13 protein-coding genes are annotated in these 16262 nt (G+C 58.2%); 5 read left to right on the forward strand and 8 right to left on the reverse strand.

Going from position 1 to position 16262, the window contains the following annotated elements:
* Positions 1–25 precede the first annotated feature (25 nt).
* Complete coding sequence (locus AMK05_RS16830) at positions 26–1015, forward strand: substrate-binding domain-containing protein (RefSeq protein WP_064840312.1); 990 nt, start codon at positions 26–28, stop codon at positions 1013–1015.
* Between the two features lie 56 nt (positions 1016–1071).
* Here AMK05_RS16830 and AMK05_RS16835 read toward each other — a convergent pair whose 3' ends face one another.
* On the reverse strand, positions 1072–1953 hold the full coding sequence (locus AMK05_RS16835; protein ID WP_064840313.1) for a LysR family transcriptional regulator: 882 nt from the start codon (positions 1951–1953) through the stop codon (positions 1072–1074).
* 97 nt (positions 1954–2050) lie between these two features.
* Positions 2051–2266: a hypothetical protein gene (locus AMK05_RS35595; RefSeq protein WP_237352120.1), complete on the reverse strand. Its 216-nt coding sequence runs from the start codon at positions 2264–2266 to the stop codon at positions 2051–2053.
* Between AMK05_RS35595 and ampC the strand changes: the two genes are divergently transcribed.
* Both ampC and AMK05_RS16845 read left to right on the forward strand, forming a co-directional pair.
* Positions 2178–3296, forward strand: a complete 1119-nt coding sequence (gene ampC, locus AMK05_RS16840; RefSeq protein ID WP_281066425.1) for a class C beta-lactamase — start codon at positions 2178–2180, stop codon at positions 3294–3296. The genes AMK05_RS35595 and ampC overlap by 89 nt on opposite strands.
* A gap of 265 nt (positions 3297–3561) precedes the next feature.
* Complete coding sequence (locus tag AMK05_RS16845; protein WP_064840315.1) at positions 3562–4518, forward strand: NAD-dependent epimerase/dehydratase family protein; 957 nt, start codon at positions 3562–3564, stop codon at positions 4516–4518.
* 136 nt (positions 4519–4654) lie between these two features.
* On the opposite strand, the gene AMK05_RS16850 is transcribed toward AMK05_RS16845, so the two are convergent.
* From AMK05_RS16850 to AMK05_RS16865, 4 genes are read right to left on the reverse strand one after another with little or no spacing between them, the layout of a single operon-like run.
* Positions 4655–6016 (reverse strand): glycosyltransferase family 2 protein, encoded by a 1362-nt coding sequence (locus AMK05_RS16850; protein WP_064840316.1) that lies wholly within the window; start codon positions 6014–6016, stop codon positions 4655–4657.
* Positions 6009–7193 carry a glycosyltransferase family 2 protein gene (locus tag AMK05_RS16855; protein WP_064840317.1) on the reverse strand — a complete coding sequence of 395 codons (1185 nt, stop codon included), beginning with the start codon at positions 7191–7193 and terminating at the stop codon, positions 6009–6011. Before AMK05_RS16855 ends, AMK05_RS16850 begins: the two co-directional genes overlap by 8 nt.
* On the reverse strand, positions 7193–8494 hold the full coding sequence (locus tag AMK05_RS16860; RefSeq protein ID WP_064840318.1) for an ABC transporter ATP-binding protein: 1302 nt from the start codon (positions 8492–8494) through the stop codon (positions 7193–7195). The genes AMK05_RS16855 and AMK05_RS16860 overlap by 1 nt, the downstream gene beginning before the upstream one ends.
* Positions 8491–9339, reverse strand: coding sequence for an ABC transporter permease (locus AMK05_RS16865; protein ID WP_064840320.1), 849 nt, complete (start codon positions 9337–9339; stop codon positions 8491–8493). The genes AMK05_RS16860 and AMK05_RS16865 overlap by 4 nt, the downstream gene beginning before the upstream one ends.
* A gap of 115 nt (positions 9340–9454) precedes the next feature.
* On the opposite strand from AMK05_RS16865, the gene AMK05_RS16870 reads away from it, so the two are divergent.
* Complete coding sequence (locus AMK05_RS16870; protein WP_064840322.1) at positions 9455–12496, forward strand: trifunctional glycosyltransferase/class I SAM-dependent methyltransferase/polysaccharide deacetylase; 3042 nt, start codon at positions 9455–9457, stop codon at positions 12494–12496.
* Here AMK05_RS16870 and AMK05_RS16875 read toward each other — a convergent pair.
* Positions 12485–13534, reverse strand: a complete 1050-nt coding sequence (locus tag AMK05_RS16875; protein ID WP_064841418.1) for a glycosyltransferase family 2 protein — start codon at positions 13532–13534, stop codon at positions 12485–12487. The genes AMK05_RS16870 and AMK05_RS16875 overlap by 12 nt on opposite strands.
* Before the next feature lie 1681 nt (positions 13535–15215).
* On the opposite strand from AMK05_RS16875, the gene AMK05_RS16880 reads away from it, so the two are divergent.
* Positions 15216–15422, forward strand: a complete 207-nt coding sequence (locus AMK05_RS16880; RefSeq protein WP_064840324.1) for a hypothetical protein — start codon at positions 15216–15218, stop codon at positions 15420–15422.
* A gap of 591 nt (positions 15423–16013) precedes the next feature.
* Here AMK05_RS16880 and AMK05_RS16885 read toward each other — a convergent pair.
* Positions 16014–16262: a hypothetical protein gene (locus tag AMK05_RS16885; protein WP_064840326.1), complete on the reverse strand. Its 249-nt coding sequence runs from the start codon at positions 16260–16262 to the stop codon at positions 16014–16016.

Consider the following 16262-nt stretch of genomic DNA (forward strand, 5'->3'; position numbering starts at 1 on the left):
CCGTCTTTTTCAATGGGAGGAAGCTATGAGGAAGGCATTATTGCTTACAGCTGCAGTCCTGGCACTGACGGCCGGACAGGCGCTCGCCGCCAAGAAGCAGCTGGTCATCGTCGTCAAAGGCCTCGACAACCCGTTCTTCGAGGCGATCAACCAGGGTTGCCAGAAGTGGAACAAGGAAAACGCATCCGCCGAATATGAATGCTTCTACACCGGCCCGGCATCGACCTCCGATGAGGCCGGCGAGGCGCAGATCGTCCAGGACATGCTGGGGAAAGCCGATACCGCCGCCATCGCCATCTCGCCGTCGAACGCCAAGCTGATCGCCCAGACGCTGAAGACCGCCAATCCGAGCGTTCCAGTGATGACGCTCGATGCCGATCTTGCGGCGGATGATGCTGCCTTGCGCAAGACCTATCTCGGCACCGACAACTATCTGATGGGCGCCAAGATCGGCGAATATATCAAGAAGGCCAAGCCGAAGGGCGGCAAGATCTGCACCATCGAAGGCAATCCTGGCGCCGACAACATCCTGCGCCGCGCCCAGGGCATGCGCGATACGCTGAGCGGCCAGAAGGGGCTGGCGGCGCTGAAAGGCGAAGGCGGCTGGACGGAGGTTGCCGGTTGCCCGGTGTTCACCAATGACGACGGCGCCAAGGGCGTGCAGGCGATGACCGATATCCTCGCCGCCAATACCGACCTCGATGCCTTCGGCATCATGGGCGGCTGGCCGCTGTTCGGCGCCCCGCAGCCCTATCGCGACCTGTTCAAACCGATGGCCGACAAGATCGCCAAGAACGAATTCGTCATCGGCGCCGCCGACACGATCGGCGACGAAGTGGCGATCGCCAAGGAAGGCCTCGTCACCGCGCTGGTCGGCCAGCGGCCGTTCGAAATGGGCTATAAGGCGCCAACCGTGATGATGGACCTGATTGCCGGGAAGGCGGTCGAGGATCCGGTGTTCACCGGGCTGGATGAATGCACCAAGGATACGGTGGATACCTGCATTCAGAAGTGACCTTGGTATTCGAAAAATGATGCGGCTCGGAGCGCCCACGCAAGTGGGCGCTCCGATTATCGTGCCGGGATTAACTGAGCACCAATCCAATCCGAAAATGCCTGCATCGCCGCGGTCACCGGCCGCGATTGCACGCGCGTCAGCCAGTAGCTGCCGAGCGAAATGGCGGTGGCGAAGGGCTGCACGATCGCGCCCGAGGCGAGATGCCGTGTGAACATCGACGGCGGCGCCAGCGCGACGCCGAGCCCCTGGAGGGCGGCCTCCATCATGCCGACGGAGGAATCGAAGACGATGCCGGCATTGACCTGCGCTGTGGGGGAAACGCCGGCGGCCTGAAACCAGGTGCTCCATTCATCCGTCCGGTAGCTGCGCAGCAGCGTGGCCCCGGCAAGATCTTCAGGCGACTGCAGATGCTCCGCCAGTTTGGGGATGCAGAGTGGTGAAAGCGGTGCTTCGAACAGGCGCTGCGCCTCGGTGCCGTGCCACGAGCCGCTGCCGAAGCGGATGGCGAAATCCAGCCCTTCGGCGGCCGGATCGACGCGGTTGTTGTTGGTGGACATGCGAAGATCGATAAAGGGATGCCGGCGCTGGAAATCCGCAAGCCGCGGCAACAGCCAGCCGACCGCGAATGTTCCGACCACGCCGAGGAACAGCAATTCGCGCACCTGACCGGCTTCGATCCTGTCCAGCGTCGTCGCCATCTGGTCGAAGGAAGCCGTCACCGTCGGCAGCAGCGCTTCACCTTCGGCAGTGATCTTCAAGCCGCGGGGAAGACGCTGGAACAGCGCTACGCCCAATCGCGTCTCCAGGCCTTTGACCTGCTGGCTGACCGCCGCCTGGGTGACGCAGAGCTCGATCGCCGCACGGGTGAAGCTCAGATGCCGGGCCGAGGCTTCGAAGGCGCGCAGGCCGTTCAAGGGGAGGAATTGCCGAACCATCTGAACCCCTTGTTTTGAGGCATGTCGTTCTTCCGGAACCGCCGCACACGTCCCGATGACAGGCATTAGATTTTCTTGTGGCTGCTGCGAGATATCATCATTTGTGATTGCAAAACAGCGCCGGTAAACCTTCTTCCCATGCGCTTCGCGCCGGTTTGGCTGCCCTGTTGATTTGGAGGATGACGGTTATGAACAGCGTTGGGATAAAAATTTTATCGGCCGTTTTGCTCTCGGCCTGCGCTGCCACAAGCGGTTTTGCCGCCGACGAGACCCGGTTGAAGGCGATCACCGATGCCGCCATCCAGCCGATCATGGAGAAATACGCCATTCCCGGCATGGCCGTCGCCATCACCGCCGATGGCCGGGACCACATCTTCAACTATGGTGTCGTGTCGAAGGACACCGGCAAGCCGGTGGCGCCGACCACGCTGTTCGAACTCGGATCGATCAGCAAGACCTTCACCGTGACGCTGGCATCCTATGCGCAAACGAGCGGACAGCTCGCGCTGGCGGACAAGGTCGGCCAATATCTGCCGGGGATGGCGGGAAAGCCGTTCGGCGATGTCGCCCTGATGCATCTCGCCACCCACACGGCAGGCGGATTTCCATTGCAGCTTCCCGACGAGGTCAAGACCGAAAAACAGCTGCTCGGCTATTTCGAAGCCTGGCAGCCCTCCTCTGCGGCGGGGACGCACAGAAGTTACGCCAATCCCAGCATCGGCATGCTCGGCTATATCGTCGCGAAAGCCATGCATGGGGATTTTGCGGATCTGATCGAGGGCAGGTTGTTTGCCGCTCTCGGATTGAAGAACACCTATATCGATGTGCCGAAAGCGCGCCAGGCCGACTATGCCCAAGGGTATAAGCGCAGCGGCGAGCCGGCCCGCATGACGCCGGCCATGCTTTCGGCCGAAGCCTATGGCGTCAAATCCACCGCAGGCGATATGATCCGCTTCGTCGGCGCCAATATGGGCCTGGTCAAGCTCGATGAAAAACTGCAGCAGGCTATCACCGACACCCATATCGGCTATTTCAAAGCAGGGGCGATGACCCAGGATCTCATCTGGGAGCAATATGCCTATCCCGCCGCGTTGAACGACGTGCTGGAGGGCAATTCGCCGGCGATGCTGAAGACCATGCCGGTTTCGCAACTGCAACCGCCGATGCAGCCGCGCGACGATGTGTGGATCAACAAGACCGGCTCGACCAACGGCTTCGGCGCCTATGTCGCCTTCATCCCCAGAGAGCGGCTGGGCATCGTCATCCTCGCCAATAAGAATTATCCCAACGAGGATCGCGTCGCCGCGGCCTATCAAATCTTGACGGCGCTTTCGGCCGACTGAGCCGGTGCATCGCGCTTGCGAAAATCGAGTCAGACCTTAGCCCGATGCGTTCGCCGGCGCGCGCGTGATACAAAACCGTGGCGAACGGCGGGCGGGCTCGAGCGCGGCTGCTCCGACGCCGAATCCAGCGGCACCACCATAAGTAAAACAGATCAATAATTAAGATTAATAGGCGAGTATTTTCTAGAACACTTCTAATGAATTGCCACGCCTTAAAGGTGATGCTAATAAACACCACCTTCTCAACGTCACAAGGCGCAATGCAATGAAAAGCGTATTGATTTCTGGTGGGGCTGGATTTATCGGGTCGCATTTGTGCGACCGTCTTTTACTTAGAACCGACGTCCAAAAACTGGTCGTTGTTGACAACCTTTGGACCGGACTTTTCGACAATATCGCCCATATCAGGGATCCTCGTTTCCACTTCGTGAAATCGGACGTCGAGACGCTGCAGACGTCGGACAAGTTTGATGAAATCTACCATCTGGCGTCCCCGGCATCGCCGCCATGGTATATGAAGGAACCGAAGCGGACGATTTCCGCCAATCTTCTCGGGGCATTCCGGCTGCTGGAGCTTTTGAAGAAGGGCGGGCGTTTCGGCTTTACCTCGACCTCCGAAGTTTATGGCGACCCTCTGGTGTCGCCGCAGCCGGAATCCTACAAGGGCCAGGTGGATTGCACTGGACCGCGCTCGTCCTACGACGAGAGCAAGCGCTGCACGGAATCGCTGCTGTTCGAAACGCAGCGCACCCAGGGGCTCGACCTCAAGGTCGTGCGTCCCTTCAACATTTACGGTCCGCGCACCCGGCCCGACGACGGCCGCGCCGTCTCCAACTTCATCACCCAGGCGCTGGCGGGGCGGCCGATCACCGTGTTCGGCGACGGCAAGCAATCGCGCAGCTGGGGCTATGTCGACGACGTCGTGGATGGTTTCGCCCGCTATTTCTGGATCAACGAAACCGACTATAAGGGACCGCTGAACGTTGGCAACGATCGCGAGATTTCGGTTCTCGAAGTCGCCCAATATGTGTCCAAACTGGTCGGCGGCGTGCCGATCGTCTTCGAGCCGTCGCCACCGCAGGATCCCACCAACCGGCGGCCCGACCTGACCAATGCGAACTACGTCATGCCGGAATGGTCGTGCAAGATCAGCTACGAGCAGGGCGTCGCCATGACGCTCGACTGGTTCCGGTCGAAAATAAACCTCGGCGCGGCGGAATAATCATCCCAGCATTGGGGTTTCGTGCCTGGGATGGCGCGGCGCATGCGCACGGTGCGATTTGAGAGAACAGCGCATCTGCTTGGCCGGCAGGGCGTCTGAACCTGGCGGCCGGCTGCAGCAGTGTCGGCCGCTACGATTAACGCGTATTGTCATAAAGCTTTGAACGCAGTTTCGCCTCCGTCCACTGGAGGTGCTGTTCGATCATATGCACGTGGAAACTGGGGTTATTGAGCGTGTTCAAGGTGAAGTCGGACAAAGGCGGGGGGACGTCGATCGGCTGCCCCTGCCATTCGGCAAGCGCCACCGGAAGATATCTATGGATTGCCTGGCGGCTCAGCCACGGACGGAAATGCCGTGCGTCCCACGGTTCGGCGCCGATCCGGTGACCCATGTCGCCGACGTGCACCATCCCATTCACGATACGAGCAGCGAGCGGCCGGCGTTCCGCCAGCATGGCTTCGGCTGCCTCAAGGCCTTGGGCCAAATCGATCTCGAGCACGTCGATTTCGTCAGTAGAAGCCGTCGGATCCGTCGGAAGCCGCCAATCCTCACCCAACACTTCCGCGGCGCCGCGAAGATAATGATATCCGCTGCACTGCCGCTCTACTTTGTCATAGAGCCTGCGCAGGCCAGCCTTTTCCAACATTTGGAGGATGCGGGGGCCAGCCCTGACGAGGGGGGCAAGGACAGAACCGGCGTGGGTAGCGACGGTCCTTTGCAGACGCCTCTTCCGCCCCTTTCGTCCGGCGAACCGATGGATCGCCAGCAGCCGCTGTATGTCGGGGTGTTTACGCGCCATCAAGGCATCGGAGCGTCCCTCTTGATGCCGGCGCACCATCTTTCCGGTGAGTGTCGTCGTTTGATGTTCGAGATGATAGCCCAATGCGTCAGGAGCAAAACGAATTGGAACTCCTTTTTTGATCAGACGCAGACCAAATTCGAAGTCTTCTCGTGCACGGGCGAATTGAGGATCGAGCCCGCCCATTGCGCGAAATAGCTCTGCATCCAGCGAAAGGTTTCCTGTCAGCACATCGGTAAAGGCGAACTGATGTCCAGGGCGGGACACGCGCTCGAAGTGCCTCGTCCACCATGCGCGCGCGGTGAGGCGGAAGCGATCCTTTGCAATGTGCGGAAGTGGCGGGTAGGGCCCCATCACGACGCCCCCAGGGTGGCACTGATGTTCCGCGGCGTGCGCCCGAACGAAGTTTTCCCCGGGCACAATGTCGTCATCAAGGAAGATCAATAAACGGCCGCTCGCGACCTGCGACCCCGCATTGCGGGCAAGTGCCGGACCGACGCCCGGCAACGTCAGGGTACGAAGCGGAAAGCGGGTAGGTAGCGACGAGAGCATTGTCGACGTGTCGTCCTCACACCCGTCAGCCACGACAAGGACTTCGAACGGTGGGGTTCCATCTCGCTGAGCGTCGAGCTTGCTTAAAAGCGATCTCAGCATGGCAGCACGATTATGCGTTGGTATGATAACGCTGATGTCAACCACGCTTATGCCCTGCCTCCCCTGCCCGCGCCCGCGCTCTGAGATAACGAACCGGGCCGCTGACGGCACCTCTGACCTGCGTTAAGGCGTCGTTGTAAGGCAGGCTGAATTGGTGTGTCGGTCGAGGTTGAAACAATCGCCGAATAAGCCTGGTGTAGGAACGAACCATGCGCGGGAGCGCCCGCGGGTTTCGCTCGAACAGGAGGGCCTTCGTCAAGATGGCGAACGATGCAACCTCGTAGCCATACATCTGCTGCTGCAGTTCCTCGCTTGAGCGGCGATGGCGGTGCCAGTTCAGAGCCTCGGGATCGTAGATGATCCGATATCCCGCTTCGAGCACACGCCGGAACATGTCTGTGTCGCCACCGGCCAGACTGAGCGTTCCAGCGTCGAGAGCCTCGTCGAACCACCCGACCGCGTCAACGATCGTTCGGCGCAATGCCATGTTGACACCGGCACCCGCATGCCACCCGGTGAAGGGGTCCAGGTTATGGGCATCATAGACCTGGCGCCTGAAACCGCGGCAAAAACCGCCAAAATGCTGAAAGGCGATCTGCGAGTCCGTTTCCAATTCTGCCGCCATGGTCAGGCCGGTTACCGCCAGCACCAGGGGGTCCTCGAAATTGCGCAGCAAGGTTCTAAGCCAGAGCGGGTCGGGAACCGCGTCGTCGTCGATGAAGGCAACGATATCTGTTTCTGCGTTGCGAAGGGCAGTATTGCGCGCGACGTCAAGACCGGGACGCGGTTCGCGCAGATATCTCACAGTGTCGAAGCGCCCGACCAAATCTCGCGTGGCCTCGTTCGATGGGGCATTGTCGACGACCAGAATATCGGCCTTATCGGGCATGGCCAAAAGCCCGGTGAGGCAGCGCTCCAGATCTTCGGTACGATCGCGCGTGCAGATCACCACGGAAGCTTTCGGCAGTTGACTTGGGGACGGCGACGGGTCAGGGAGGGCCAGCCGATGCCTCAGCCAAGCCTCGAACACCGACGAACTGGCCGCAGACAGAATCCGGTCCTTAATCGGCGTCTTACCGCCATCGGTGTCGAAGGCGATCACAGCCTGGCCGCACGGACGACCGGCGACCCGGATCAGCACAAGGGCACCGTGATAGTCATCGGTCGGTTCAAAATCTGGCGGAAGGTCAAGAATGTCGATATCTCGAACCGCAAGGCGCATCAGGAGTTCCGATCCAAGCTGTGCTGACCCGATGCGCCGTGGTCCGGCGAGGTCGCGGTGGGGCGCGACTGCACCTGCTGCCACTGTGTCGGAGGGTTAAGCATACCCTTTCTTGGGCCGGGGCCGGTCACGGCGAGAGGATAGACTTCGGCATGATAATCATAAACCTGCTGCCAGTCGGCCGAAAAAAGGCCTACCGTAACGCGATAGTCGCCCGGCGCCAGGTCGACACGATTGAGTGTTGTTTCGATGCGCACCGTGTCCGTGTCTACGACGGGGGCGAATTCGGCCAACTTGCTGTCGGTCTCGAAGCAGCACGTATCGTCCGCCGCGTAGATGCCGATGACGATAACCGCGTTGCGATCTCGGGTGGCGCCAACATAGGTCAGTGAAATCGACAGCCGGTCGCCCGCAACGATGGTGCTTGTCGGCGTGCTTTGCTCGTTCAGCAACATGACGGCTGTGATCTGGAGTTCGCCATTGCCGAACCGGCTGACCTGCGGCACAAGTTCGACGGGCAGTTTCGTCACGGCGAACGGTTCGTGCTGGACGCTGGCGACCTTCGCCTCGACAGCCGAGGTATAAAGCGGGAGCATTTCGTCGATGGGTCCGTAGCCCACGACGCGTCCGCCTCTCAGGAACAGCACGTGATCGCAGATTTCCCTTACCTGCGAGACGTCGTGCGACACGAAGAAGATAGTGGCGCCGCCGTTCAGTATCTCCTTCACTCTTGCAATGCACTTCTGCTGGAAGGCTTGGTCGCCGACGGCGAGGGCCTCATCGATAAGCAAGATATCCGGGCGCACATGGACCGCCACGGCGAACGCCAGGCGCATGCGCATTCCGGTGCTATAGCTGCGAACCGGGTTCTCAACGGCCGCCTCCAGCTCGGCGAAGGCGACAATCTCGTCGAACCGCTCGGCGACCTCGGTCCGCCGCATTCCCGCGATGACCCCCAGCAGGAAGATGTTCTCGCGCCCCGTCAAATCGTCGGTCAGGCCCGCCCCGATGTCGAGCAAGGCGCCAATGCGACCCATCACCTTGATCTGCCCTTCGTCGGGGCGACCAACGCCGCCGATCAGACGCAGCAAAGTGGACTTCCCGGCCCCGTTTAGCCCGACCACGCCGACAGCTTGCCCTGGCGCAACCGCAAAGCTGATGTGGCGCAGGCCCCAAAAGCTTTGCGACTGGACCACGGACCGTCCGGATAAAAGATAACCCTTCAAGGTGGTGGAGCGTGCCCCCCCTTGCGCACGGTAGCGCTTGCCGACGTCGTGGACGGTGATGGCGCCTTGTCTCATAGTTCGTCCACCAGGCGGGCGCTGCCACGCTCGACCAGCCAAATGCCGGCAAAGAGCATCGGCAAAGAAATCAGCGCAGTTTTCCAATAGATATCAACGGGAGGCCACGCGTGTTCGACGAAAATGGCGCGGTAGCCCTCGAGAATCCAGGCCATCGGGTTCCAGGTGTGAATTAACGCCATCGGCTCACTCGCCTTAAGTGGGCTGTAGAACACGGGGGTCAGGTAGAAACCCAGCATCAAAACGACGCCTACCAAATGTTGAGTATCCCGGAAGTGGACATGCGCAATCGCAACAAGATAGGACAGCCCCATCATGAACAGCGCCTGCGCAAGGAAGACGAGTGGAAGTGCGACGACGCTCAAAGTCGGGGCCCCGGTCTCGACAAACGAGATGATGAAGAGGAGTGGCAGAGCGAGCAGAAGGTGCACGGCCTGTGTAATGACTGCGACAACAGGAAGTATCCCGATCGGAAAGCCGGGCCGGCGCACCAGTTCGCTGCTGCCGGTTATCGAAGTCGTCGCTGCGGGTACGGCAGTGCTGAGCCAACCCCAGGCCAAGACGCCGGAAAAGACGAAAGTGGTGTAATGGGGAATATCCAGGGGCAGGACGTGACGAAAGAGCAGCGAAAAAACCAGCAGCTGGCTCAATGGCCGCATCAAGGACCAGCCGAGTCCAATCGCGGACCGTTGATATCTCATCTTCAGATCGCGTGCCAGAAGCTCCAACAGCAAATCGTTCCATTGCAGACAGATGTGGATCAAGGGCTTCCACTGATCACGGCGCCGGTATCGGTCCCGTCGCTTGGCGCGATCAAGCGCATCATCCTTGAGATGTTCAGGCATTTCGGCTCACTTTTGCCAACGGTTAAATACACCTTGTCTCAAAGTAGTAAAGATCATCATACTCGCGAACTGACACGCTACACTAGCGGGATCGTTATCGTAGGAAGCAACAATTATGCCGATGGTTTCCATCATTACACCGGCGCATGAAGCGGAAACAACGATTTCTTCAACTTTGGAGAGCCTGATAGCGCAAAGTCATGCCGACTGGGAATGCTTCATCATTGATGATGGTTCAACCGATCGGACCGCTGAAATTGCGGACCGTTTCGCGGCTGGGGATACCCGCTTCCGTGTGCTGCGGCAGGAGCAGAGCGGCGTTTCGGCTGCTCGCAATGCGGGACTGGCACAGGCGAAAGGCGAATGGGTTGTCTTTCTCGACGCTGACGACGCGCTGGCACCCTTCCATCTCGAAACCATGCTGGCTCACACACGAACTTTGCCGCAAGCCGACATTCTGCATTGCGGTTGGCGCCGTCTGAAAAATGGTGCCCCCTGGTGGCAGTCTCACCCCGCAGTAAAAATGGACAATCCGTTTGCCGAAACAGCGCGCTATTGCCCCTTCGCGATCCACGCCGCCCTGCTTCGCCGGTCCCGGCTTGCAGAAATCGGCGGCTTTGATCCAGAGATGGCAATGTGCGAGGACTGGGACCTGTGGCAGCGCCTCGCTCGAGCTGGCGCCGAATTTGCGCCGGTTGAAGGCCTGATGGCTGACGTTAGCGTGGAGCCCGGTTCGCTGTCGTCAAACAGGCTTAAGCATCTCGATTTTGGCCTCAAGGTGATCCGGCGCGGCCACCATTCCGATCCGCGCATCGCCGATCCGGTGCCGGCGCTCGCCCAGGGAATAACAAAAGCTGCGTTGGGAATGGCGTGCTGGTATCTCGCGATCTGGCTTGTCGGCGCCTCAATAGGTCAGGGCGACAATCCTGGCGAATTGCTTGAGCGGGTCGCAGAGCCTATCCCACCTGACGCCGACGCCTACACGCTCTGCGCGATCATGATTGACGGGATTGTGGTCGGCGCCTTCCCCGACGAGCCGATTTGGCCCGGACTTTGGTCGAAGATCCAGGACAAGCTTCCGGACCTAGAGGCTTGGCTTAATCGGCATGGTCCCCAAGAAGCTTTTGGCTCCCTGTTGGTTCGTGCACTGGAGCGAAAGGTCACTGACCAGCTGCCGACCAACGTGCCCGCCACGATCGGAACAACAAGGATACAGCCAATTGATTTGGATCGACCTGTCGTCGACCTTATCTTGCCCGGCATTGAGCGGTTGCGCTGTTGCATCTGGCGAGGTTCGACGCTGCTGGGGCAACTGGAGTTTGTTGTCTTCGGAGCAATCGAAGCCGATGCCATACGACATCGACTTAGGATGATGTTCGGCCTGGAGTTCGACGATCTGACGGACCCAACGCCGGTGGCAGAGGACGGCTTCGTCAATCTTCCTGTTCAGGATGACGAGCACGCCGCGGCGGCCAGCATGGCAGAGCCCAGCCGGGGGGTAGCTCAACGAGTACTGAAGCTCATGACGAAAATATCATATCGGACCGGAGTTAAAAACGTAACGGGTTGGTGGAGCAAGAAAGAGCCGACACCAACACCTGTCGACTCGATATCGGGCATGGCGCATGCCGGGCGCGCCGAATTCGATCGAATCGTTGAAGAGGAAAGTCAGCGGGCAGCTGCAGCCTCGGCGCAGATGTCCAAGGAGACGCCGTCGAAAAAAACCGGCCCGGCGGGCGATGAGGTGCCGAGATACGATACGGAGGCGTATTGGGAGGAGCTGTTTTCCCAGGTCGATCCTTGGGACTACCGAAACAACTATGAGACTGTGAAATATCTTCAAACACTCTCGTTGTTGGACGATCGGCGCTTTTCAAACGGCCTTGAGCTGGCCTGCGCGGAAGGAACCTTTACACGGATGTTGGCCTCCCGCGTCGACAACCTGCTGGCGACCGACATTTCGGCGTCGGCAGTCGCTCGGGCGGCTTCGCTTCAGGACCATGATTCCGCGGTAGCCTATCGGCAGTTGGATCTTTTGCGCGACGAGCTGGAAGGGCCTTACGATCTCATCGTCTGCAGCGAAGTTCTGTACTATTTCGAAAACAGAGCAAAACTCCGGCAGATAGTCGATAAGATTGCGGGCAGTCTTCGCCCTGGTGGTTGGTTCGTGACGGCCCACGCCAACCTCCTGATTGATAGGCCGCATGAAACAGGATTCGGGTGGCCGCATGAATTCGGCGCGGTCGGTATAGGCGAGATGTTTGACCAGCACCCGGATTTAACTCTCTCGGTCGAAGCCAAAAGTCCGCTCTATAGAATCCAAAGGTTCGAGAAGGTGGAGCACGGGGGCGGCCTTGAGCCGACACGCGTGGAAGTCAACACGGCGCAGCCTTTGCCTCTTCAGGTCGCCAGCCAGGTACGCTGGAGAGGGGGGCAAGTTGTGGAAGCGGCCGCCGACTGGAACGATGTCCCGATCTTGATGTATCATCAGGTTTCGGACGATGGTGCTGAACAGCTTGCTCGATACCGCCAGTCCCCGGAGGCTTTCGAAACCCAACTGGCTTTCCTGCGCGACTCCGGATGGCGCGGGATGACTTTGGACCGGCTGCTCGCTTGTTTCGATGAAGGTGCCAAACCGCCCGAAAAGACGTTGGTCCTGACCTTCGACGACGCTACACGCGATTTCATGACGCATGCCCTCCCACTGCTACATCGATACGGCTTCCCATCCTCACTCTTCGTGCCAACCGGCAGGGTCGGCGGCTCTGCAATATGGGATTCGGCCTATGGATCGCCAGCTCCACTGCTAACTTGGGAGGAACTTGCGGCAGTCGCGGACAGCGACGTGACGCTGGGCGCCCACGGTGTCCGGCACGTGCGTTTATCTGCCCTTGCACCGGAGAGCCTATTGCGAGAGCTTGCTGGCTCCAAAGCTATGCTTGAAAAATGCCTGGGCCGAGAAGTGCTGGCGGTCGCATATCCTTACGGCGACTTCGACCCGGCCATCCGGGACATAGCCGAACAATGTGGTTACCGGATCGGGTTAAGCTGCGTCGGCGGCACGGTGCGGGCGGATGCCGATAAGCTCGCATTGAAAAGACAGGAGGTTTTTCGCGGGATCACCCAGTCAGAGTTCGCAAATCTGCTATTTGGCTGAGACAAGAATGGGGGGTTCCACCGTCCAACCCGCATCGTACTTTGTTCCTAGGGCGAAGCGATGATTGGGATTTGGAGAGAAATCAGGTTCCTGCTTCAGCCATGATCGGGCCTTTTTTTTGAGGCTCCTCATTGCCTTTGATCTCGCGTCGACCACAAGCATCTGGGCGGCAATTGGCTTGTCATGTCGCGACATGGTAGCCACCAGTCCGATGAGGGCGCGGTATTGGCCTTGTTCAACTGCCCTCTGGGCGAGCCACCGGCCACAGCGGCGTAGGCCGGCCCGGATTGCAAGACCCTTTTCCGGGCGTCTCTTTAGCATTTCCTCCGCGACCAGGATCCAGGACCGAAGCATTCGCGTCAGATTGGCTGACATGTTGTCGGGGGTTTGGCGATAGCCGACAAGATGATCCGGCACCACGACAAAATGCGAGAGTTCAGCGGCCAGGCAGTAGAAGAGATAATCTTCACATCCCTGCGCCTCGCGCTGTTGGAGTGAGGAGTCAAATCCTCCCGTCGCGTCGAGGACATTCCGCCGGACGAGTGGCGAGCTTCCATTTCCAATGAAATTTTCGGCAAGTACTTCGTCCAGCACATCTCCCTCGACCGAAATCTCATTGCTCCGGTAAATAACGTAATTCTTGTGGTCGATCATCGCATACCAAGTGTAGACCAGCCCAACTTGTGGGCCGCCTGTCTCCAATGCCATCAATTGTCGCTCAATTTTATCAGGTGACCAAAGGTCATCAGCATCGAGGAATGCCACTAGGTCGGCAGGGGTAGAGCGCCAACCCGCATTTCGAGCAGCTGCGACGCCTGAATTTTTTTGCTTCAATACTCGCACGCGTGGATCAATTTTAACGATTTCTTGCGCAATAGCCAGGGTATCGTCCTTGGAACCATCGTCCACCACGATGATATCGAGCGCGCGATGTGTTTGATTGCGAACGCTGCTGATTGTTTCAGCCAGAGTTCCTTCCGCGTTGTAGGCCGGAATTACAACAGCAACAGTTACTTCACTTCCTGCCGATTTCTTCAAGCTCTCAACTCCGAAGTCCACACGATCGCAAAGAGGTTACACCAGGATGGACGTTTGAGTTTCTATAAATGGAGTAATGGCTATTCGACAAAGATATTTCTAGCCAGCATATGTTCATAGTCGAGAAATTGCGGTGCAAAAGCGACGCGTGCCGCCAGAAAGACAGTTACCATCTGCCTGTGAGAAAGCTGTTATGTATCCATCCCCCTTTGCGCTTTCAGCACCGTGGCGGGAAGGAGATTATTGCTCGTCATTGCTCGCCTCCTACACCGCGACCATCAGAAGGTTTGGCGACAACGGTACTCCGTTCCGCATCGCTCATGCCTCGCATCGGCGGTCGACCGAACGGTATGCTCAGTTGCTTGATCGGCATTCTCGCCGGCTGAGGCCGCCCGAAATGCGGTCCACAGCACTGTCGTCATCATCAAGCTGATACAGGGTTGAAGATCCGGTGTTCGTGGCTTACCGCGCGCAGCAAAGACACGGTCGCCGCCCAGTCCTAAAAATGATGGTGCTTGAAAATGCTCGTCGGAGTGAGCTTCACTCGGAGGCCCTTGAGGGACACTACGCTGCACAACCAGCGCTAAGGTAATATTTTAAATAAAGTATAACAACCCAATAATAATCTTGGACAGAATCGAATTCAATTGCAATAATACCGACGCACTGTGCAAGCATTTCCTACCGGAGGACCCGTCATCCACCCCGACGGGTCCTCTGCTTTTCTTCCCGAAGGCTGGCCGAAAATACGATTGCTGTTGCTTCAACGTTAAAAATATTGCTTCGACCATGCTATCGCCGGGCAGAAATCCGCATGATGAGACAAGCTCACATTTTTCGGCTGAAGACAGAACGTCCGCCGCCCGCCCGAGCGGGATCAAAAGCTATATTTCAACTTCAGCCCACGTATACCTCAATGTAATTTTATCAAACGGCGATGTCATACGATCGATACCGGAGCATTTTAAACGATAATAAAACCGCGGACCCCGGAAATAATAATACCCTTTTTGATTAGAGTTTAAGTCAGCTGTTAACTGATACTTAAATACAACCCCTGTCTGAAAGTTACGATTTTACCTTTTGATAAAAATTTTCTTGATCACTCGGACTATCGGTTACAGGTTATTCTGTCTTTAATTCACCAACCTCGGTTTCCAGTGTTTTCAGAAGGGCAAAAAGTCAGCTGAAGCCGCTTCCCACCTCGGGCTTCAGCCGCCGATACCTTGCCCGGCTCGGGAGAAGTAGATCGCTCGGCTGTCACAAAGATGCCCGCGCGCCGAAGCGTTGCCGGTGTCACTAAGGACCGTCCGGTGACGGCAGCGGAGATGCACGATAGGGCAACGTATTGCTGAATCAGATGGTTAGACAGAAAATACAGCTCAGGTCCGTCGGCAGCACCAGTCCGTCCATTTCACCCCCCCGAGGCATGGGTTCCGGTATATCCGACAAGGATACCCGCGCCAGGCCGCGGCGTCAGCCACGTTCGCGATCCTTTCAATACGAAGGACAGGCCCTCTTCGAGCCCATCCCGTTCAACACGCCAAAGACGTCTTATGGCATGTCACACCTGTGTCGAAATGGTCGCACATCGACAGGGAATTAACCCTTCATAAAGCATTTGCTTGCTCAACTTATAATTTGTGTCATGGTCACTGTAAGTAGTGAAGGAGCCGACCTGATGGGTGATATAGCGTCGCATATTCCGGAATTTGGTTACGATGAACGCGTGATGATCTGCCGGAAGCAGATCGAGAAGGCGGTTTATCAATTCATTGCAAATACGAAGGTCGAGGGGTGCGATCCGGCGGAAGTCGCAATGGCCATCGCAGACATTGCCGACGATTATATCTTACTGCTGGCCCAGAAGCGCAATTTGACCCACTGAGATTGGGATGGGCCGTCGATCGGCCGATCGCGCAGAAGCCATGTGAACGCCGCTTCCCCTTCTGGAAGCAACGTCAGCGATATCCATTACCCTTCGTTTGAAACCATCAGCGGATCGTTTCCGGCAGACCCTGAATAATGCGCCGACCATCCGCCGCCCGCAACGAGCCGGGCGTCTCCAAGCCGCAATTGAGATGGATTTGCGAAGGCTCGGATATCGGTTTTCACCCCGTTATCTCCCCGCGATGGGATCGAATGGTCCCGCGAGTGCCACGTCGTAACAGCCCATGCATTGCGCCGAGCGCCGAGTCCCTTGTTTTTTGCATGTCGCCCGGAACGCTGCACACTTCCGGGCGGCATGCATCAGAGTGGTCCAACTTTTCACGGAAGCATAGAACCGCTCTAGTCTTTTGTTTTTACACAACTCACGGCAAAAGCGCTTCGCGCTTTGCCTGGGAAAACCGCTTCATGCTTTCTCTGGCATTGCTCTAATCTAATGCGCATCGCATGAAACTCATACGACGCGCATTGGTTCTTTGTTTTTATGCATGTCGCGGTCCCGGAACCGCCGCCCGCTTCCGGGCTAGATGTTTTAGTGACGGCTCGCGCTCACTTGCGGAACCGGCGAGCCCAATTCGGCCAGTTCACTGGTCAAACCGTCCCCAACCTCTTGCTTCACGGCCTCGAGCGCCAGATCCAGGCAATTCGTCGCGAACTGCAATTTGACATCCTGAGCGACCTGTCGCGCGTAGGCGATCATCCGCGCCAGCGCGATGAGTTCGTTCAGACCGTCTTCCGCCCTCTGGTCTGCATCTACCTTGGCAATCGATGTCACGCCCAT

The organism is Rhizobium sp. N324, from assembly GCF_001664485.1.
Lineage (GTDB): Bacteria > Pseudomonadota > Alphaproteobacteria > Rhizobiales > Rhizobiaceae > Rhizobium.